The organism is Mycobacterium sp. GA-1199, from assembly GCF_001500045.1.
Classification (GTDB): domain Bacteria; phylum Actinomycetota; class Actinomycetes; order Mycobacteriales; family Mycobacteriaceae; genus Mycobacterium.
The window spans coordinates 291,365-309,682 of sequence record NZ_LQIX01000023.1; the positions used below are offsets into that span (position 1 = coordinate 291,365).

At 66.1% G+C, this 18,318-nt stretch carries 18 protein-coding genes; 5 read left to right on the forward strand and 13 right to left on the reverse strand.

The window, feature by feature from the left end; genetic code table 11:
- Window positions 1-20: 20 nt before the first annotated feature.
- Together AU198_RS16575 and lysE are read right to left on the reverse strand one after the other, a co-directional pair.
- The gene (locus tag AU198_RS16575) at window positions 21-830 is read right to left on the reverse strand and encodes an SDR family oxidoreductase (RefSeq protein ID WP_064349491.1); all 810 of its coding nucleotides are present in this window, start codon (window positions 828-830) and stop codon (window positions 21-23) included.
- Window positions 831-876: 46 nt separating this feature from the next.
- Window positions 877-1,476: an L-lysine exporter gene (gene lysE, locus AU198_RS16580; protein WP_064349324.1), complete on the reverse strand. Its 600-nt coding sequence runs from the start codon at window positions 1,474-1,476 to the stop codon at window positions 877-879.
- A 62-nt stretch (window positions 1,477-1,538) separates the two neighbouring features.
- On the opposite strand from lysE, the gene AU198_RS16585 reads away from it, so the two are divergent.
- Window positions 1,539-2,432 (forward strand): LysR family transcriptional regulator ArgP, encoded by an 894-nt coding sequence (locus tag AU198_RS16585; protein WP_502689300.1) that lies wholly within the window; start codon window positions 1,539-1,541, stop codon window positions 2,430-2,432.
- On the opposite strand, the gene AU198_RS16590 is transcribed toward AU198_RS16585, so the two are convergent.
- From AU198_RS16590 to AU198_RS16625, 8 genes are all read right to left on the reverse strand, one after another.
- Window positions 2,389-3,207, reverse strand: a complete 819-nt coding sequence (locus tag AU198_RS16590) for an MOSC domain-containing protein (RefSeq protein ID WP_064349328.1) — start codon at window positions 3,205-3,207, stop codon at window positions 2,389-2,391. The genes AU198_RS16585 and AU198_RS16590 overlap by 44 nt on opposite strands.
- A 5-nt stretch (window positions 3,208-3,212) precedes the next feature.
- Window positions 3,213-3,569 carry an STAS domain-containing protein gene (locus AU198_RS16595; protein ID WP_064349329.1) on the reverse strand — a complete coding sequence of 119 codons (357 nt, stop codon included), beginning with the start codon at window positions 3,567-3,569 and terminating at the stop codon, window positions 3,213-3,215.
- Window positions 3,566-4,651 carry a cobalamin B12-binding domain-containing protein gene (locus AU198_RS16600; protein WP_231744690.1) on the reverse strand — a complete coding sequence of 362 codons (1,086 nt, stop codon included), beginning with the start codon at window positions 4,649-4,651 and terminating at the stop codon, window positions 3,566-3,568. Before AU198_RS16600 ends, AU198_RS16595 begins: the two co-directional genes overlap by 4 nt.
- Window positions 4,648-6,303: a PP2C family protein-serine/threonine phosphatase gene (locus AU198_RS16605; RefSeq protein ID WP_064349330.1), complete on the reverse strand. Its 1,656-nt coding sequence runs from the start codon at window positions 6,301-6,303 to the stop codon at window positions 4,648-4,650. Before AU198_RS16605 ends, AU198_RS16600 begins: the two co-directional genes overlap by 4 nt.
- 200 nt (window positions 6,304-6,503) lie before the next feature.
- Window positions 6,504-7,664 (reverse strand): NDMA-dependent alcohol dehydrogenase, encoded by a 1,161-nt coding sequence (locus tag AU198_RS16610; protein ID WP_064349332.1) that lies wholly within the window; start codon window positions 7,662-7,664, stop codon window positions 6,504-6,506.
- Complete coding sequence (locus AU198_RS16615; RefSeq protein WP_064349495.1) at window positions 7,665-9,119, reverse strand: aldehyde dehydrogenase family protein; 1,455 nt, start codon at window positions 9,117-9,119, stop codon at window positions 7,665-7,667.
- Between the two features lie 28 nt (window positions 9,120-9,147).
- The gene (locus AU198_RS16620; RefSeq protein ID WP_064349334.1) at window positions 9,148-9,936 is read right to left on the reverse strand and encodes an SDR family oxidoreductase; all 789 of its coding nucleotides are present in this window, start codon (window positions 9,934-9,936) and stop codon (window positions 9,148-9,150) included.
- A gap of 119 nt (window positions 9,937-10,055) precedes the next feature.
- Window positions 10,056-10,688, reverse strand: a complete 633-nt coding sequence (locus tag AU198_RS16625; RefSeq protein WP_064349498.1) for a TetR/AcrR family transcriptional regulator — start codon at window positions 10,686-10,688, stop codon at window positions 10,056-10,058.
- A 72-nt stretch (window positions 10,689-10,760) separates the two neighbouring features.
- Between AU198_RS16625 and AU198_RS16630 the strand changes: the two genes are divergently transcribed.
- Window positions 10,761-11,906 (forward strand): ABC transporter substrate-binding protein, encoded by a 1,146-nt coding sequence (locus tag AU198_RS16630; protein ID WP_064349500.1) that lies wholly within the window; start codon window positions 10,761-10,763, stop codon window positions 11,904-11,906.
- Between the two features lie 36 nt (window positions 11,907-11,942).
- Here the strand turns inward: AU198_RS16630 and AU198_RS16635 are convergent, their stop codons facing one another.
- The gene (locus tag AU198_RS16635) at window positions 11,943-13,031 is read right to left on the reverse strand and encodes an NAD(P)H-dependent amine dehydrogenase family protein (RefSeq protein ID WP_064349336.1); all 1,089 of its coding nucleotides are present in this window, start codon (window positions 13,029-13,031) and stop codon (window positions 11,943-11,945) included.
- Window positions 13,032-13,156: 125 nt separating this feature from the next.
- Between AU198_RS16635 and AU198_RS16640 the strand changes: the two genes are divergently transcribed.
- Window positions 13,157-14,395: a cytochrome P450 gene (locus AU198_RS16640; protein ID WP_064349337.1), complete on the forward strand. Its 1,239-nt coding sequence runs from the start codon at window positions 13,157-13,159 to the stop codon at window positions 14,393-14,395.
- Window positions 14,396-14,407: 12 nt separating this feature from the next.
- On the forward strand, window positions 14,408-15,460 hold the full coding sequence (locus AU198_RS16645) for an NAD(P)H-dependent amine dehydrogenase family protein (protein WP_064349339.1): 1,053 nt from the start codon (window positions 14,408-14,410) through the stop codon (window positions 15,458-15,460).
- A gap of 16 nt (window positions 15,461-15,476) precedes the next feature.
- On the opposite strand, the gene AU198_RS16650 is transcribed toward AU198_RS16645, so the two are convergent.
- On the reverse strand, window positions 15,477-16,562 hold the full coding sequence (locus tag AU198_RS16650) for an NAD(P)H-dependent amine dehydrogenase family protein (RefSeq protein WP_064349341.1): 1,086 nt from the start codon (window positions 16,560-16,562) through the stop codon (window positions 15,477-15,479).
- A gap of 97 nt (window positions 16,563-16,659) precedes the next feature.
- Here AU198_RS16650 and AU198_RS16655 point away from each other — a divergent pair, with 97 nt between their 5' ends.
- Complete coding sequence (locus AU198_RS16655) at window positions 16,660-17,502, forward strand: SDR family oxidoreductase (RefSeq protein ID WP_064349342.1); 843 nt, start codon at window positions 16,660-16,662, stop codon at window positions 17,500-17,502.
- 51 nt (window positions 17,503-17,553) lie between these two features.
- Here AU198_RS16655 and AU198_RS16660 read toward each other — a convergent pair whose 3' ends face one another.
- The gene (locus tag AU198_RS16660; RefSeq protein WP_064349344.1) at window positions 17,554-18,312 is read right to left on the reverse strand and encodes an SDR family oxidoreductase; all 759 of its coding nucleotides are present in this window, start codon (window positions 18,310-18,312) and stop codon (window positions 17,554-17,556) included.
- Window positions 18,313-18,318: the final 6 nt, after the last annotated feature.

Genomic DNA, 18,318 nt, shown 5'->3' on the forward strand with positions numbered 1-18,318 from the left:
TCACCGGATGACGGTGGTGCTCAGGAGCGCGACAGCTTCTTGTTCGCGTAACGGGTCAGCCAGCCCGGCGAGAACCGCGAGGCCAACGTCATCACCTTGGTCTGCGTTCCGACCGGGAAGTGCACTTGATGGATGGCGCGCCGAAGCCTCGACGGTTCCACGGCCTCGACGATCGCATCGGCGATGTCCTGGGCGGTCAGCCGGATGCCGAGGGATTCCGTGGTGCCGGTTTTGACGTCGTGGGTCATCGCGGTCTGCACGTACAGCGGCCACATCGCGATGACGCGAATGCCGTATCGGTTCCACTCGATGTCGAGCGCCTCGGTGATCCCGCGGACGAAGAACTTCGTGGCGCTGTAGTTGGCCAGCTCGGCCTGACCGTAGATCGCCGACGCGGAGGAAAGGTTCACGACGACCGAGTTCGGGGTCTTGCGCAGGTAGGGGAACGCCGCATACAGGCCGTTGACGACACCCTTGGCGTTGATGTCGATCTCCCTGTGGTGGCCGGCGATGTCCATCTCCTCGAAGCGTCCGGCCCGCAGGATTCCCGCGTTGTTGATCATCACGTCGAGCCGGTCACCGGCGGCCTCGGCGAACTCCCGCACCCGCGTGGCCATCTCGTCGGGATCGGTGACGTCGAGGTGGCCGGTGTGCGCGACACCGCCCAGCTGCTCGATGTCGTCGGCCAGCGATTTCAGTCCGACTTCGTCGATGTCGTAGCCGCCGACGACGAATCCGTCGCGGGCGAATGTCAGCGCCGTGGCGCGCCCGATACCGGCGGCGGCTCCAGTGATGAAAACGGACTTACCTGAGGTGGAGGGTTTCGTCATCACCTCTTCATACCCGTTTCCACGACCGCGACATCAGGCGATTGCGTCAGGCCAAGGCCAATGACAGGCCGAGTCCGATCATCGCGGCCGCGATCACGCCGTCGAGGACGCGCCACGTCGTCGGCGTCGCGAATAGCCCGGCCAACCGGCGCGCGCCCAGCCCCAGGGTGAAGAACCAGACCGCACTGGCGGTAACCGCGCCGACACCGAACAGCCAGCGTCCGTCGCGGTGTTCGTTGGCCAGCGCGCCGAGCAGCACCACGGTGTCGAGATAGACGTGCGGGTTCAACCAGGTCAGCGCGAGGCAGGTGAGGAGTACCTCGAGCAGGCGCGCCGACCCTTCCTCGGAGGGGGTCAGCGCGGAGGGGCGCAGGGCGCGTCGCGCCGCGAGGATTCCGTAGCCGATGAGGAACGCCGCCCCGCCGAACCTGGCCACGTCGACCGCGCCGGGATGCGCGCCGATAACCGCCCCCAACCCGGCGATCCCCGCGGCGATCAGCACGACGTCGGACACCGTGCACACCGCAGCGACCGCCAGCACATGCTCGCGGCGAATTCCCTGGCGCAGCACGAAGGCGTTCTGTGCGCCGATCACGGCGATCAGCGCCAACGAGGCCAGGAAACCCACCAGCAGCGGAGACGTCACGCCCCCGACGCTAGGACCGGGGCGGGCATCAGTACAGCTAATGATTCTGTACAAGCATTAGCATTACTAATGTGACGGTCGACGCTGCGCAGCTGGCGGCGTTCGCCGCGGTGATCGAGCACGGTTCGTTCGACGCGGCGGCGGCGCGGCTGCACGTCACGCCGTCGGCGGTCAGCCAGCGCATCAAGGCGCTCGAACAGCGGATCGGCCAGGTGCTGGTCGTACGTGAAAAGCCTTGCACCGCAACCGCAGCCGGCATCCCGCTGATACGCCTGGCGGCGCAGACGGCGCTGCTGGAGGCCGAGGCGCTCGCGGAGATGGGCGGCGGACATGACGCCGTTCCGCGAATCGCCATCGCGGTCAACGCAGATTCGATGGCCACGTGGTTCACCGAGGTGTTTGCCGCCCTGGACGACGTGCTGTTCGACATCCGCATCGAGGACCAGGACCACTCGGCGCGTCTGCTGCGCGAAGGCGTGGTGATGGGTGCGGTGACAACCGAGCGCGCGCCGGTGTCGGGTTGCCGGGAGCAGCATCTGGGGGTGATGCGCTATGTCCCGGTGGCCAGTCCGGAGTACCGCGCCCGGTATCTGTCGGACGGCTTCACCGCGGCGGCGGCCGGTCGGGCGCCGTCGCTGGCGTGGAATCGTGACGATGCCCTTCAGGACATGTTGGTGCGCAAGGTGTTTCGACGCGACATTTCCCGTCCACAGCATTTCGTGCCGACCGCGGAGGGCTTCGGAGCTGCGGTCGAGGCCGGCTTGGGGTGGGGCATGTTCCCCGAGGCGCTGGCCCGTCCGCGACTGGACGACGGATCGTTTGTGCGGATCGCGAGGGCGCATCTCGATGTCCCGCTGTTCTGGCAGTGCTGGAAGTTGGACAGCCCGGTCGTCGGCCGTGTCACCCGCGCGGTCACTGCTGCGGCGGGCGTACTCGCACCTCGTCGCCGGCGCTGACGGTGCCGACGGCGACAACTTCGGCGTACACCCCCGCGCATGGGAGCTTCCCTCCTCCGGGAACCTCGACGCGATTGTGCTCCAGCAGGTACCGCACCGCATCCGGGAGTCGCTCGGTTGCACCATGTTTGAGTGTCGGAACCGCGCAGCGCGGGGTTGGGAGAGTGACGCGCAGCGTGACCTCGCCGAGTTCGATCTCGGCTCCCACCCATTCGTTCTCGACGAAGGGCTCAGACCCGACGTCGATGACGACGTTGGGCCGGTACCGCAGTGCCTCGGATATGCCCACTCCGATCGCGTCGAGCGTGGCCGTGGTGATCAGATGCACCGGGGAGTGGTCGACGAATGCGCCGCCGGGTGCGCCCTGCCCGAGTTCGAGCAGCACCGGATCGAACTCGGCGTCGATCCCGTGCTCGAGCACCTCCAGTGGGTCGGACCGCTCGAGAACCACGCCGGCAGCCCGCTCGTCGGCGATATGCACTGTGCGCCCCAGCAATTCGGACAGCGGGGCGGCAGCCTCGGTGACCGGCACGCTGCGCCCGTCGGGCAAGGTGACGGTGACGCCACCGTCCTCGCTGGTGATCGACGCGCACTGCAGCAGTGCGCTCCACCGCCTCGGGTGCTTCGCGGTGGCGACGCGCCCGGTCTCCTCGTCGATGAGGGCGTACCGGCGGTCACCGTCGACGCCCAGGGGCCCGATCCGAACCCGGTCGCGTACTTCTCCGAGCATCGATTTCACCGGGTAGCGCTGCAGCGCGGCCACGCGTCCGGTCATGTCGGTCAACCGATCTCGATTTCGTCTGGGTGTGGGGGAGCGGTGGCCTCACCCGAGGTGAAATGTTCGAGCAGGCCCGTTATCTCCAAGACGCGGTCGAGCTGCGGCGGCCGGTTGTCGAGGTGCAGCACGGCACCGCTGCGTGCCGCCTCCCGGTGGATCACCAGCAGTGCCGACAGTCCCGTGGAGTCGAAGAACCCCAGCTCGGTGCAGTCGAGGCGCAGTTCTTTCACGCCGACGTCGGTGGACAGCAGATCGGAAACGACGTCCATCAGGGGTGCGGTATGTCCGTAGTCGAGGTCGCCGGCGAGGTGAATGCGTGCCGTCGGAGGCGTGACGTCGGTCTTCAGGGTGAGTTTCATTGGGTCGGTGTGGTGTCGGGGGTCAGGGCGGTACGCGCAGCGACCAGGTGACGCTGAGCTCGTGGAAAGTCTTGCAGCTGGGCGGACAGCAGCTCCAGTGCGGGGATCAGCGACGTCGCCGGTACGTCGCGGGAGCTGAGCACCTCGGCCGTCCACACGATGAAGCCGGTGAACAGCTCGGGGTCGTCGATGTAGAGGGCGGTCGCGAGGAAGTCGACGATGTGGGCGATGTCCTCGGTGGTGTGGTCGCGTTGCGCTTCGCTGTAGTCCCGCATCGCGGGGAAACGGTTTCCCAACTCGGCGACGGTGAACTTGACCAGCTGCGGTTTGGCCGTGCTGACCATCGAGTACTCCTGGTCGGCCAGGTGCGGCAGTTCGTCGGCGGCTTGCCGGTTCGGCGTGAGGCGATGCCGGCCGACGCCTGCGCGCAGGCACTGCGCGGCGGCGCGGGCATCGGGTGCCCAGGCGTCGGCACCCAAGAGTTGCGCGTACCGGCCGTCCGGTCCGAACGCCGCACCGCCGACGAGCACGGAGACGCCTGCGGCCTGGCACGCACTGATCGCGGCGTGCGCTGTGGGTAGACGGGTCGGGATCGAGCACGACAGCGCGACCGCGTCGGGCGCGTGCTGATGCAGGTGCGCGACCAGGTGGGGCGTCGGCACCTGCGCACCGAGGAAGTCCACCCGCCAGCCGCGTAGACGCAGAACCTCGGCGAGCAGCCGCGCGGGTAGCGCGTGCCATTCGCCGTCCACGCAGGCCACGGTGACGCGCCCGGCCTCGTCGGGGGATCCGGCGGCCGGGTGCTGCGACAAAGCCGCGATGACGCGATCGTTGATCGCGGTCGCCGCGTGCTCCTGCGCAACGGTGATCCGGTTGGCCGCCCACTCCGTGCCGACCCTGCGTTGGACGGGCGCGATCACCTCGAGCAGCGCGTCCTCGGGCGTCATGCCCGAGTCCACAGCGGCGAAGACGGCGGTGACCGCGGCCTGCTCGTCGGCGTCGAGCGCTGCTTCCCACAGACGCTCGCGCACCGCTGCGGAATCGGTCGCGGTTACTCCCGCGCCGATGTCCGATCCGCTCACGCTATGTACCTACCTGCGGTGTGGCCGTCGACCGCGCTGAGATGTGTCCGGCGCGGCGCCGTGATGGCCACGACGGCCATGTCGTCGTGTTCCCGACCGGTTACCCACTCCGAAGCGAGCATCATCATCCGCTCGACAACTGCCTCGGCGGGCAGTTCTGCGCAGTGCGCCAGCGCGCCGATCAGGCGCTCGTCGCCGAAGGCCTCCTGGCCGAGTGGGCCGCCGCGGGCCTCGGACAGGCCGTCGGTGTAGAGCAGGCACGTCTCACCCGGCGCGAGCGAAACCTCGGTCGACCTCGCTTTGAACTGCGGCAGGGCGCCGACCAACATTCCGCGGGTGTCTGCCTGCTCCACTGTCCCGTCGTTACGCACGATCAGCGGGGGTGGGTGCCCGGCGCAGGTCAGCCGCAGCTTCAACTGACCCTCGCGGCGCGCGACGGAGGCGAGCACCATTGTGGCGAAACGGCTGTTGTCGGGGGTCAACAGAGCGCTGTTGAGCAGCTTGAGCACCGCTTCGTGCTGGTCGGCGAGCGGCGCCAGCGCTTGCAGCGTGTTGCGGATCTTGCCGCTGAGTACCGCGGCCTCCAGACCCTTGCCGCAGACGTCACCGAGGACGACTAGCGTCTCGCCATCAGGGTCCGCGGCGGGGTGGACGTCATAGAAGTCGCCACCGACAAACTCATGGTCGGCTGACGCACGGTAGCCGCCGGCAAGCTCGAAATCCCCGTTCGGTCCCAATTGAGGCGGCAGCAGCTCGCGCATCAGGGTGCGTGTGATTGCCGACTGTTCGGCGTACAGCCGCGCCGCGGAGAGCGCCGCACCCGCACGCGTCGCGAACAGCCGGGCGAATCGTTCCTCACTCTCGGTGAACACCGTGTGCGTGTCGCGGCGTAGCAGCACCAGCGCGCCCGCGGGAACGCCGTGCCCGGGCAGCGGCGTGATGAGGACCGACCCCACCTGCCCGACGAAATGCGAGGGAATCAACCAGTCCGGCACCGACGCGGGATCGATCCAGCGGGATGGCACCGGCGGGAACCCGCGAAGCGCCTCGCCCAGCCCCGACACCTCGGCCGGGTCGGCATCCACGCTGCGGTGTTCGGCGGCGCCATCGGGTCCGCTGCAGACCACGGGCATCCGCGCACCTCTGACAGGCGCGACGACCACCGCCGCGTCCGCGAGATGGCGCTCCGCCATCTGCGCCGTCGCCTCCATACAGCGCTCGAAGTTCAGCGACGCCATCAACACCGCCGAGACGTCATCGAGAAGTGCCGCGCGTTTCCGTTCCCTGGCCAGCTCCTGCTGCACATCCCACAGCGACCGGTGGGCGGCCTCGACCAGCCACCACGCGACCTCGCCGCCGGCCAGCGCCGCGGGGCGTGCCTCGAAATCGCGCCCATTGAGCTTCCCGGTGGTCGACGCTTTCCCGGTGTCGGCCGACTGATCGCTTAGAAAGCGGTCGTGGGCGCGCGCCAGCCACGGCGTCGCGTCCGCCAGCCTGGTGCCGATCTCAGCGTCGGCAAGTAAGGCGCGCGCGGACACACTCAATCCCTGGATGACTCCCGAGTGGTCGACCTTCACCACGGGGTGAGGAACGGACTGCCAGGCGGCTGCCTCGTCGGGCGCCTCGGCTCTCACGGTCCCGTCGCTGCTCATCGGTCAGCTGCGCTGACGATGCATAGACGCGAAACGAGCGGTCGCGTTCGGGTCGTCACCGTGCAAAACGACGTCGGACTGGAAAGCATCACACCCCTGCAGACAGGCACATCACTGGGAGGCGTGGGCTCAGCCCCTGATGAAAGCGACTCTACCCTGCACTGGCCCCGCGTTGTCTTGAAAGAGGTCCTACCGCTTGCTCAGAAAGCGATGACGCCCCGGATGTTGCTTCCGGATCGCAGATCCTTCATCGCCTCGTTGATGTCGTCCAGCTTGTACTTCTGCGTGACCAACTCGTCGAGCTTGAGAGTGCCGGCCTCGTACATCGACAGCAGTCTGGGCATGGCTTCGCGGGGATTCATCTCGCCGTAGAGGACCCCTTTGAGGGTCTTACACGAACTCACCATGTCGGGCAGGCTCAGCGGAATCATCAGGTCGCTGACCTTCGCCATGCCGGTGAGCACGCAGGTGCCGCCCTTGCGCAGCAGCATCAGCGCCACCATTACGAGATCGGTCGGCACCACCCCCGGCGTCAACACGACACGGTCGGCCATCACACCCCAGGTGATCTCCTTGACCAGTTCCAGGGCCGCGCCGGCATCGACGGCGGTGTGCGTCGCCCCGAAGGTGGGCGCGATCTCGCGTTTGAACTCGTTCGGGTCGACGGCGACGATGTGCTTGGCGCCGGCGACTCTCGCGCCCTGCACGGCGTTCATGCCGATACCGCCGACGCCCACCACCACGACGGTGTCACCGGCCTGTGTGCCTGCTGCCACCGATCCGGATCCGAAACCCGTTGTGACACCGCAGGATACGAGAGATGCCGCCTCCAGCGGGATCCAGTCGTTGACCTTCACCAGCGAGCGTTCGGACGCTACGACGTACTCGGAGAAGGTGCCGACCTGCATCATCGCCATCAGGTCTTCGTCGCCGACATGGCGCCTGCACGTGCCGTCGGTGGTCATCGCCTTGCTGTAGATGTCGGCACCGACGTCGCACAGATAGGTGTGTCCGGTCACGCACCAACGGCAGGACCCACAGGCGGGGAAGAACGAGATCGCCACGTGGTCACCGGGTTTGAGCGTCCTGACCTCAGGGCCGACTTCTTCGACGATGCCCGACCCCTCATGCCCGCCGAGCATCGGGAACCATTCGGGCACCGGCACGCCGGAGGCCCGCATCAGTTCTTCCATCTCCGGGCTCGGCACGCTGTCGCCTGTGAAGAAGTGCTCGTCGGAATGACAGATTCCGGCGTAGGCCATCTTGACCAACACCTCGCCGGCGCGGGGCGGGTCCAGCTCGACGTCGGTGACTTCCCAGTCGATGCCCACTCCGCGGAGCACGGCGGCTCGAGATTTCATCTACGACTCCTTTGGCCAGCCGACAGTTTTAGTTTCGGTGAAGATTTCGAGGCCTTCGATGCCGCATTGCCGTCCGATGCCGGATTGCTTGTACCCGCCGAAGGGGGCGTCCGCGCCGTACCAGAGACCGCCGTTGATCCCGAGGGTCCCGGTACGGATTCGGCCGGCGACCGACTTGGCCCGCTCCAGGTCCTTGGCGAACACCACGCCCGACAAGCCGTAGATGGAGTCGTTGGCTATGCGCACCGCATCGTCGTCGTCGTCGAATCCGATGACCGACAGCACCGGGCCGAAGATTTCCTCCTGGGCGATCGTCATCCGGTTGTCGACGTCGGCGAAAACCGTTGGCTCGACGAAGAATCCCTTCGAAAGGTGGGCGGGGATGTTGCCGCCGGTGACGACCCGTGCCCCTTCCTGCTTGCCCTTCTCGATATAGCTCATCACCCTGTCCTGCTGGCGCTTTGATACCTGGGGGCCTTGCAGCACGGAGGGGTCGGTGGGGTCACCGTACTTGTTCTTCTCCATGGCGACCTTGACGATCTCGACCGCCTCGGCGTAGCGCTTGTTGGGCACCAGCAACCGGGTCGGCATGGCACAGCCCTGTCCGGCATGCATGGAGATGAACGCGCTGCCGCCCACTGTCGCGCTGATGTCGCCATCGTCGTCGAGCACCAGATACACCGATTTCCCACCGAGTTCGAGGAATGTCGGTTTGACGGTGTCGGCCGCGGCCTTCATGATGCGTCGCCCCGTCGCCGTCGACCCGGTGAAGGCCACCATGTCGACGAGGGGAGACGTCGAGAGCACCTCGCCGACCAGATGGTCCGACGAGGTGACGATGTTGATCACTCCCGGCGGAATGTCGGTCTGCTCGGCGATGATCCGGCCGATGCGGGTGGCGTTCCAGGGCGTATCGGGAGCGGGCTTGAGCACCATCGTGTTGCCCATCGCCAGGATTGGGCCGATCTTGTTGAGGATGATCTCGACCGGGAAGTTCCACGGCGTGACGACGCCAACCACCCCGACCGGTTCCTTCCACACTTCACGGGCGGCGAGGGTGCCCATGCCGAAGGCGTCCTTGTCGGGAAGCGTTCGCTTCCAGGGGAACTGGCTGATCATATCGGCCGGCCAACTCAAGGCCTCCTTGAGCGGCACGTCCAGTTGTGGTCCGAAGGTGCTCAGCAGCGGGCAGCCGGCCTCTGCGATGAGCTCGCTGCGCATCTCCTCGCGTTCGGCTTCCAGCGCCGCTTGCAGTTGACGCAGTCCTGCCGCTCTGGCTTCACCGTCTCGGGACCAGTCGCTGTGGTCGAACGCGTGTCGGGCGGCCGCCACCGCCCGTTCCATGTCGGCGCGGGTGCCGTCGGCGGTGCCCCCGAGGACCTCCTCGGTCGCGGGGTTGATGTTGTCGAACTTCCGGCTTGTTTCGGATTCGACGAGCTTGCCGTCGATGAGCATGCGTGATTCGTGTGTCACCAAGTGTCCTTCACCACTGTCGAAGTTCGGCCACGGCGCCCGACGGTCTGGGAGCCAATGTCAGATAAGGGATGAAACTGCTGTTTCCGCAACGAAGTACGTTGTGGACGACGTCAACGAGGTGATCGGCCTCGACGAGGCCGCCCTGCATGTAACCGTTGTCCATCCAGAACCGGATGGCGTTCTCGAGCGCCTGCGGGTCCCAGGTCTTGTTGAACTCGGTCTGGGAGTCTCCTTCTCCGCCGAAGCAGTCGCCGACGGCCAGGCGGGTGAAGCCGATGTTCGGGTGTTCGATGCGCCACGCCTCGACCAATTTGTCCAACGCTGCCTTCGACACCGCGTAGGCACCCAGCAGGGGCCATGGGGCGGAGTAGGACGCGCTGAGCGACGAGAGGTAGACCGCCGAGCCCGCGGTGGCGGCCAGGTGAGGTGCGGCCGCCGCGGTGATGAGTGAGGCGCCGGTGACGTTGGTGGCGAACAGATTTGCCCATTGCTCGGCCGTCACCTCGGTCAGCGGGGCGAGGACGCCGACGCCGGTCGTGTAGACGAGGGCGTCGAGACCGCCGAATTCTTCGACGACGGCTGTCGTGGCGCGGTGACAGGCGTCCGCATCCGTGACGTCACACGCGACGGCCACCGCACCGTTGCCCGCCTCCTTGGCGGCGTTCTCGAGGCGGTCACGACGCCTCGCGAGGAACGCGACGCGGGCGCCCTCCTTTGCGAGCCCGATACCGATGCAGCGGCCCAGACCCGCAGACGCTCCGACGACAGCGACTCGCAGTGGTGGCGCATCCGACATCAAATCTCCTCGAAACGGGGGCGAAGCAACATTATCAGCCCGGTAGAAGAACGATAATCAAAAATGGAAACGCGCATTTCCGTGGCGTCGGCCGTAATCCCGGAGTGGTGAATCAACTGCTACCGCCTGACGACCTTGCGCGGCTCCGTCGCGAAGCTGAGCAGAAGCCGGTCGAGAATCCGTGCCGCACGACCGCGTGCCCGGGCGGGGCTTTTCGCGTGTGCCACCAGAAGCGCGCCCTCCTCGAGCGATGCGACGAGCATGTGCGTGAGCTCGGCCACGGGCAGATCGTCGATGCTGCCTTCGGCGATGGCGTTGCGCACCATCTCGTTGATCAACGCGATGCTGTTGTCTTCCTGGATCGCGCGCAGTGTCCGCCAGCCCAGGACGACGGGTCCGTCGACCAACATGATGCGCTGCACCTCGGGTTCGAGCGCAGACTCGAGGAAGCCGTGAAGACCTGCGCAGAGGCGTTCCCACGAGTCCGCGCCGCGCGGCGGGGAGGACAGCGAGCGCAGGGTGAGGTCCCGCTCGACCTCCTCGAACACCGCGCGGAAGAGTTCGGCCTTGTCCTTGAAGTGGTGATAGAAGGCGCCGCGGGTGCCGACGCCCGAGGTCGTGACCAAGTCGCCGATGCTGGTGTTGAAGTAACCCTTCTCCACGAACAGGATGCGCCCGGCATCGATGAGATGGCGACGGGTTTGATCTCCGCGAGCGCGTCGCTCGGAGTCCGTGCCCCCACGCTTGGCCATGCCGAGCATGCTAGCAACATTCACCGTGTAGGTTAGCTTGGCAGACAACCTGCATGTTGTATGTTGCTGGATGTGGCAGACGAAGGTGTTCGCGCGTACGGTTCGGTCGCCCCGCTGAAAGTCGGTTTGCTCAACGACTATCCGACCCGGTCCGGCACCGAGGACGACACGGTCGACACGTTGCGCCTGGTGTTCGACGAAGCGGTTTCCGCAGGGCTCGTCGACCGGCCGATCGAGGTGGTGCGCCGCGACGTCATCGGTTTGCCCAACGGCACGTACCACGCCGTCGAACGCGGTTACGACGAGCTGGTCGCCGAAGGCTGCCTGGTGATCTTCGGTCCGTACGTCTCCGACAACGCGGTGCCGCTGTCCGCGCACGCCAACCGGGTCGCCAAGGTCCCGAATCTCATCCTGTCGGGATCGGAGGAGGCGCTGGGGGAGTGGACGTTCGCGCTCAACAACGGGTCGATGCCCGAGGAGCCCGTCATGCTCGCCGCGGTGATGCTCGGCGATGAAAGGTCGCGTATCGCCATCGCATATGAGGCCTCTCTCATCGGCAAGGAGTATCTGGCGTTCGCCGAGAAGGCTTATTCCGCAGCGGGATTGAAGGTCGTGGCCACGGCGGCCATCCCGCAGGTCGAAGCGGACAAGGCGGCGGTGGTCGCCGAACTTCGGGCCACCGGTCCCGATGCCCTTGTCCACGTTGGCTTCGGCCACGGGTTGTTGGGCTTCTCAGACGCCCTGGAGAGTGCCGGCTGGGATCCGCCGCGTTACACCACGACGGCGTTCGAGATGGCACACATCAACGCCGAGTGGATGCGCCACCTGCGCGGCTGGGTGGGTCTCGACAGCTACGACGAGCGCAACGATGTCGGTCAGGGGTTCCTCGACCGTTTCGAGGCGCGGTACGGCCGCCGGCCGGCGCACTCGATGCCGGGCCTGTGCCACGACGTCGCAACCGTGATCGCGCGGGGTCTGGCGGCGGCGAGGCCGCTGACCGGCGGAGGGGTCAAAGAGGGAATCGAGCAGGTCAAGCTCGTGCCGTCGGCGAGCGGAGCCCCGGGGACGTTCCTGCGGTTCGGCCGCTACATCAGGCAGGGCTGGCTGGGCTCCGATTACCTGATCGCGCGGCGGGTGCTACCGGACGGAAGCGGACACGTCTTCCACGCGGCGCCCAGCGACAACATCTCGCGCGCGGTGAGTTCCCGCCGAGACTGAGCATGTGCCCGACGATGGCGCGAATTTCCCGCAGGCTCAGTTTCGGCGTCGACTGCCCAGCTGGATCGCCCCGAACACCGGCGCCGTGACGATCCCCGGCGGCTGGGCCCTCACGTAGGGGATCGCCCGGACTGCGCCCATCGCGATCATCAGATGCCCCGGTTGGGCGTGCTGTCCGCTGGGCACCTTGCCGTCCCAGCCGACGTCGAGTGCGAGCTCGAAACTCGGTTCGCCCTTGATGACGGCGCGGATCAACGGCGCCTTCTCTCCGGCGGCCAGCGGCTTCAGTCCCCACTGGGGTAGATCGCGCGTCAGCACCCATTCCTCGTGAATCGCCAACAAGGGGCGGCCTGACCAGTGTCCGACCCATGAGAACCGTTGGCCGACGACCGTTCCCGCTTCGATGGTGCCCGCCAGCACCTCGAGGTCGTGCGGAAGCGTGGTGGCGTCGACGGACACCTCGACGTGCGAGAGCGTGACGCCGAGAACGTCGGCGGTGGCGTTGAGCGCCTGGCGGTACGCCATGTCGAGCTTCTTGATGATCGGCGAGTCGACGCTGACGTCTTCGGGCGGTCTGCCCATACCCATAAGATCGACGAGCATGGGTCGGCTGTCGACCGCCGAAACATCGGTTGCTTCGTAGAGGTCGATTCGATCGATCGTCTTGCTCAGTCCGGTCACGGTGGCCACCAGGCGTTCGAACATGAAGCCCGGATTCTCGCCCGCGGCGTGGAAGCGGGACTGTCCCGCGCGACAGGCTTCCGCGAAGGCCGCTTCGGTCTCGGCGCCGTAGGTGGGCAGGTGGTTGTAGGACGTCGTCGTGATGACGTCGGTGCCGGCCGCGAGCAGTCGGCAGATGTCGTCGGCGTTGGTGTCGACGGCATGGGCCTTGCTGGCGGCATGGATGACGACGTCGGCGCCGAGTCCGAAGATCTCGTTCTTGTCTGTGGTAGCGAGCACGCCGGTGGTCGCCGGAAGGCCGCAAAGCGACCCGGCATCCTGACCGGCCTTCGCCGGGTCGTACACCAGCACCCCGGCCAATTGAAAATCAGGGTTCTCAATGAGTTCCGCCAGCGCCGCGCGACCGACGGCGCCCGTGGCCCATTGAACGACTCGAGTTACCAATCGAACGCTCCGGGTGTGCTTTTCGCTGAGACAATGGCTTGGCTTCGGCCCAACGTACATGATGGAGGTCGGCAACCACCAGGGTGTATGTTGATAGCGGCCGATCCGCAGTGAGGAGTCGTCGCATGTTCGAGCCGGCGAGCGTCGAGGATCTCGAGCAGAGCATTCGAGACGCCCAAGACAAATTCAATGCAGGCATGGGCGCCGACGGTGACGCCACCCCGTATCCCTTCCTCAAGGAGCTGCGCGCGCAGGCGCCGGTGCACGCCGGGTGGCCCGAGATGGGCATGATCGGCAATTCGGGAGACGGCCCGCCGACCTTCACGGCGTACACGTTCGACACCGTCAAGGCGATCTTCACCGACAACATCACCTTCAGCACCCGCTGCTACGAGGATGTCGTGCGGCCACTGCAGGGCCCGACCATCCTCGAGATGCAGGACCCCGAACACGCGATCTACCGCAAGCTCCACGAGTTCGCCTTCGCTCGCTCATCGATGAAGCGTTGGGACACCGAACTCGTCGGCCCGCTGGTCGACCGAACTATTGCCAAGATCAAGGACGCCAAGCGTGCCGACCTGGTCGACGCGGTGTTCATGCCGATTCCGGTGCGGGTGATCGCAGCCCTACTGGGACTTCCTGATTCCGATGTCCTGCACTTCCACCGACTGGCGATCGACCTACTGGGCTTCCGCGGCGATATGGACTGCGCGATGCGGGCATCGGCGAAGATGAAGGAGTATTTCGTCGGGATCCTTGCCGACCGGCGCAAGGAGCCCAAGGACGACATGGTGTCCATCCTCGCGGCCGCAGAGGTCAACGGCGTGAAGATGTCCGACGAACAGATCTACGGTTTCATGCGCAACCTGCTGCCCGCCGGCGCCGAGACCACATCACGCTCGACCGCCAGTCTGGCCTACGCACTGCTGACCCATCCCGATCAGCTCGACGCGGTTCGCGCCGACCGCACCCTGCTGCCGCAGGCCATCGAAGAAGGTATCCGCTGGGAAACCCCGCTGCTCAACTTCATGCGCGAGGTCACCTGCGACACCGAGATCGGCGGAGTTCGCGTACCCGAAGGCGCGACGATGATGCTCAGCCTCGGTAGCGCGAACCACGACGAAACACGGTGGAACGAACCGGAGAAATTCGACATCTTCCGGGAACGCAAGCCGCACATCGGGTTCGCGCACGGGGCCCACGTCTGCCTGGGCATGCATCTGGCTCGACTCGAGACCACGAAGATCTTCAACGCGTTGTTCGACGAATTACCCGGATTGCGGCTCGATCCCGACGCCCCGGCGCCCTACATCACCGGAACGATGTTCCGCTCGCCCCCTCGACTTGACGTCGTGTGGGATTGAGGTAGCGACCGTATGACGCGAGTGATTCAGTGGGCGACCGGAGTGACGGGGATGATGGCGCTTCGCCACATCCTCGGTAGGGCCGATCTCACGGTCGTCGGTGTTCGTGTCTACGATCCGGCAAAAGCCGGTGTCGACGCGGGCACGTTGTGCGGCGTCGGCGAGGCGGGAGTGGTCACCAGTGACGACCGCGACGCCATCATCGCCACCGACGCCGACGTGGTGCTCTACATGGGCAAGGTCGAGACCGACACCCCGGGCTGCTTCGCCGACGTCTGCGACCTGCTCGCCTCGGGTAAGAATGTTGTCGCAACGGGCAGCAGGTTCATCCATCCGCGCTCACTGCACGATTCGCTGGCCGACGGCATCGAAAATGCCTGTGAGACAGGAAAATCATCGTTCCTCGGGGTGGGCCTGTACCCGGGCTTCTTCGGCGAGTCGATCGCGCCCCTACTGTCGCGGCTCACCCAGCAGACGAACCGGATCACCGTCCGCGAAGTGCTCAACTACTCCACCTACGCCAGTCACGACCTGATCTTCAATGCCATGGGTTTCGGGCACGCACCCGACGACACAACCCCACTGCTCGCCAACGCCGAGTACGCGGCCAGTGCATGGATCGGTAGCGCGACGGTGCTTGCTCAGGCGCTCGGCCTGCGAATCCGTGCGGTCGAGGGCTTCCGTGAGGTCGTGACGACGCCGCGCGCGCTGACCGTCGCCGCGGGCGAGATCCCCTCGGGCACCGTCGGCGCCATGCGGTTCGGCGTGGTCGTCGACTGCGGCGAGACGACGATATCGGTCGAGCATCTCACCCGCATGGCTGACGATCTGGCCCCGCATTGGCCGAACGAGATTGGATACGAGCTCGCCTTCGAGGGTGAGCCGAATATGCGGATACACCTCGAAATCGGTTCTCCCGGTGAAGACCACGCCGAACAGGGGTGCCTGGCCACCGCAATGCACGCGATCAACGCCATACCCACAGTCGTCGCGGCTGAGCCGGGGCTGTATGACCTGTCGGTCATTGCACCGTTTGTCGCGCACTGGACCAATTGCAGCGGCTAACTGACGCCGAGCGATGTCAGGGCTTGTTTCCGAATCCCGTGTAGCTGCGAATGAGTGGCAGATCCGCCATCGTCGCGAACCCTGCGGGCGCCGCGCAGACCGCCGGGATGGCATTGACGACCTGCATCGCCACCGTGATGAGGCCCGCGCGGACGTGCTCCTCAATCGACGCCTCACGCGAGAAGCTGGCCAGCGGAAAGAAGTGCGTGCGCATTGAGGGATCGCCCTCGATGGTCAGTGTCCAGCCATCGAGCGGTTGCGGCCAGTGGTCGGGATACTCACCGCCGACGGTCCAGAGCGTTTCGAATTCGATCAGCGGTTCACCGTTCCGATGTCCGATGAAATTCCAGCGCTGTCCGGCCGTGCTGCCCTGCCGCACCACGTGATCGAAGACCTGGAGGTCTTTGGTTGCCGGCACCGTTTCCAGGGTCACCGAGACGCCGTCGATGTCGGCATTCAAGCTGTCGGAGATGAACCAGGTCTGCTCGACGAACAGCTTCGTCAGAAAACTCAGGTACGTGTTGGCCGTGGGGGTCACCTCGTCAACCGGTCGGCCGAACCACATTCCATCGAAGGTGATTCCGGTGCTCTCCCACAGCGTCCAATCGGCCCTCTCCTGGAGCGTCAGGCGCTCGATCGTGCGACTCATACCCGACAGTGCCAGCGGCAGCACACCAGACAGATTGCCCGGGTTGAGCCCGCTGCCGTGGATGGTGCTGTTGCCCTTCTCGCACGCCGCCAGGACCTTGTCCCGGTCGGCCTCGGGAATGCGCCGAGGGTGGAACAGAAATGACGGCGTTGCCACGTTCTTCCCGCTCTCGAGCAACGCACAGACATCGTCGAGGTCGGTGAAAGACGGTGCGTACAACACGAGGTCGGCGTCCAGCGCGCGGATCGCGGCAACATCGGTGGTGGCGGTGACGCCGATGGGCGCTCTGTTGACCAGGGTCCCGATGTCGACCCCGTTCTTGGCGTCGGAATACACGCGGGCTCCGACCAACTCGAGGTCGGGGCGGTGATCGAGGATGGTGGTGATCATCTCGGAGCCGACGGCGCCGGTGGCCCATTGAATGATCCGCAATGGGCGGCTGTCGGCGGTCATAGAGCGGCCCACTTCGAAACCGTCACAGTGCGACAGTACACCGGTGATAACGTAGGTTCTCACAATCGGTAAATGAAATTCTCGACAGGAGCGCGCCGTGGACGATGTGCTGAGGTACCGGGGCAAGTCGGTGGTTGTAACGGGTGCGGCATCGGGCATGGGCCAGGCGACCGCGCAAATCCTCGTCGATCTCGGTGCGGCGGTCACCGCCCTGGACATCAAACCCACGACCGTTCCCGTCTCCCGCGCGCTACAGATCGATCTACGAGACAAGACGAGCATCGAACAGGTCGCGGCGTCCATCGGCGGCCCCGTCGACGGGCTCTTCAGCTGTGCGGGGCTGCCCGGTCCGCCGTTCAGCGAATGGGACACGATTCTGGTCAACTTCGTCGGTGCACGTCACCTGGCCGAGCAGCTCGTGCCGAAGATGTCCGACGGGTCGGCCATCAGCGTGATTTCGTCGTCGGCCGCGATCGGTTGGCAGGACCACATCAAGGTCATCACAGGCCTGCTCGAAACCAAGGGGTTCGAGGCCGCCGTCGAATGGCTCAGCGCCAACGAAAAGTTGTGGTCGTGGAGCGGCTATGCCTACTCGAAGTACATCATCGATGCGTGGGTGGGCTGGTGGTATCCCGAACTCGGCCGCCGCGGCATCCGCATCAACTGCATCAACCCGGGCCCCACGGAGACGGCGATGATGCCGGCCTTCCAGGACCTGATGGGCAAGGACACCGTCGATCAGGCGGTCGGACCGATCGGACGGTATTCGACTGCCGAGGAACAAGCCTGGCCGCTGGTCTGCCTCGGCAGCCCACGGTTCAGTTATGTCGGCGGTGAGGTGCTGTGGACCGACGGCGGGTGGAACGGCGCCATGACGATGGGCAGGCATCACGCGCAGTGGGCCGACACGGCAGCCGCAGAGATGTCGAAGAACAGCTGAGCGCCCTGATGGAGCCCAGCCGACGGATCCAAATCCCCTGACTGGCAATATCTATCGGCCGGCGCTCAGGCGGGGGGCCAGGTTCACGATGTCGCTCACGACCGTGGGGTTAGCGCGGGACATGGCGATCAACGACAGCATGGCGTTGGCCACGTCGTTGACGGCGGACATCTTCGCCGGAATCTGACCCTCCTGTGCCCAGGCCCGGTAGAGATCGGCCAGAAGGTCCCGGTCCGCCCCGCGGAGAATCTCGGTGCCCTCCGTCGGGCCGACGCTGACACGGATGACGGCCAGTTCCGGATGCTCGGCCCGCCATGATCGCAGGATCTCGTCCAGCGCGGCCTTGCTGGCGTGGTAGGCCGCGACGCCCGCGCGTGGCCTACCGACATCGTGACTGGACGCGACGAGCGCGACCGCGTCGTCGGCGAGGTGGGGGAGCGCTGCACGCAGCACATGCGATGCGCCTACCGCGTTGACGGCGTAGGCGTGCAACCACGTCGTGACGTCGGTCTCCTCGATCAACGCGAACGGCACCACGGCGCTGGTGAATACCACCGCGTCGAGCTGACCGAACATCGTGGCCACCTCGTCGACGACCCGCTCGATCGCGCGTGGATCGGAGACGTCGAGCTCGTGCGCGGAACCGTCGAGCTCTTCGGCCAGACCGGACAGGAGCTCGACCCGTCTGGCCGCGAGCGCGACACGGGCGCCCCTGGTGTGAGCCGCCCGCGCAAGCGCGTGACCGATGCCCGAGGATGCGCCGATCACGAGCATCCTCGTGCCCTCGATATTGGAGTGTCGATCGCTCATGCCGTG

What these genes read in the sequence shown, in the direction of transcription:
- AU198_RS16575 (WP_064349491.1), bottom strand. Translation starts at nt 830, where the DNA reads ATGACGAAACCCTCCACCTCAGGTAAGTCCGTTTTCATCACTGGAGCC.
- AU198_RS16590 (WP_064349328.1), bottom strand. Translation starts at nt 3,207, where the DNA reads ATGACCGGACGCGTGGCCGCGCTGCAGCGCTACCCGGTGAAATCGATG.
- AU198_RS16595 (WP_064349329.1), bottom strand. Translation starts at nt 3,569, where the DNA reads ATGAAACTCACCCTGAAGACCGACGTCACGCCTCCGACGGCACGCATT.
- AU198_RS16605 (WP_064349330.1), bottom strand. Translation starts at nt 6,303, where the DNA reads ATGAGCAGCGACGGGACCGTGAGAGCCGAGGCGCCCGACGAGGCAGCC.
- AU198_RS16610 (WP_064349332.1), bottom strand. Translation starts at nt 7,664, where the DNA reads ATGAAATCTCGAGCCGCCGTGCTCCGCGGAGTGGGCATCGACTGGGAA.
- AU198_RS16615 (WP_064349495.1), bottom strand. Translation starts at nt 9,119, where the DNA reads ATGCTCATCGACGGCAAGCTCGTCGAATCCGAAACAAGCCGGAAGTTC.
- AU198_RS16620 (WP_064349334.1), bottom strand. Translation starts at nt 9,936, where the DNA reads ATGTCGGATGCGCCACCACTGCGAGTCGCTGTCGTCGGAGCGTCTGCG.
- AU198_RS16625 (WP_064349498.1), bottom strand. Translation starts at nt 10,688, where the DNA reads ATGGCCAAGCGTGGGGGCACGGACTCCGAGCGACGCGCTCGCGGAGAT.
- AU198_RS16640 (WP_064349337.1), top strand. Translation starts at nt 13,157, where the DNA reads ATGTTCGAGCCGGCGAGCGTCGAGGATCTCGAGCAGAGCATTCGAGAC.
- AU198_RS16645 (WP_064349339.1), top strand. Translation starts at nt 14,408, where the DNA reads ATGACGCGAGTGATTCAGTGGGCGACCGGAGTGACGGGGATGATGGCG.
- AU198_RS16650 (WP_064349341.1), bottom strand. Translation starts at nt 16,562, where the DNA reads ATGACCGCCGACAGCCGCCCATTGCGGATCATTCAATGGGCCACCGGC.
- AU198_RS16660 (WP_064349344.1), bottom strand. Translation starts at nt 18,312, where the DNA reads ATGAGCGATCGACACTCCAATATCGAGGGCACGAGGATGCTCGTGATC.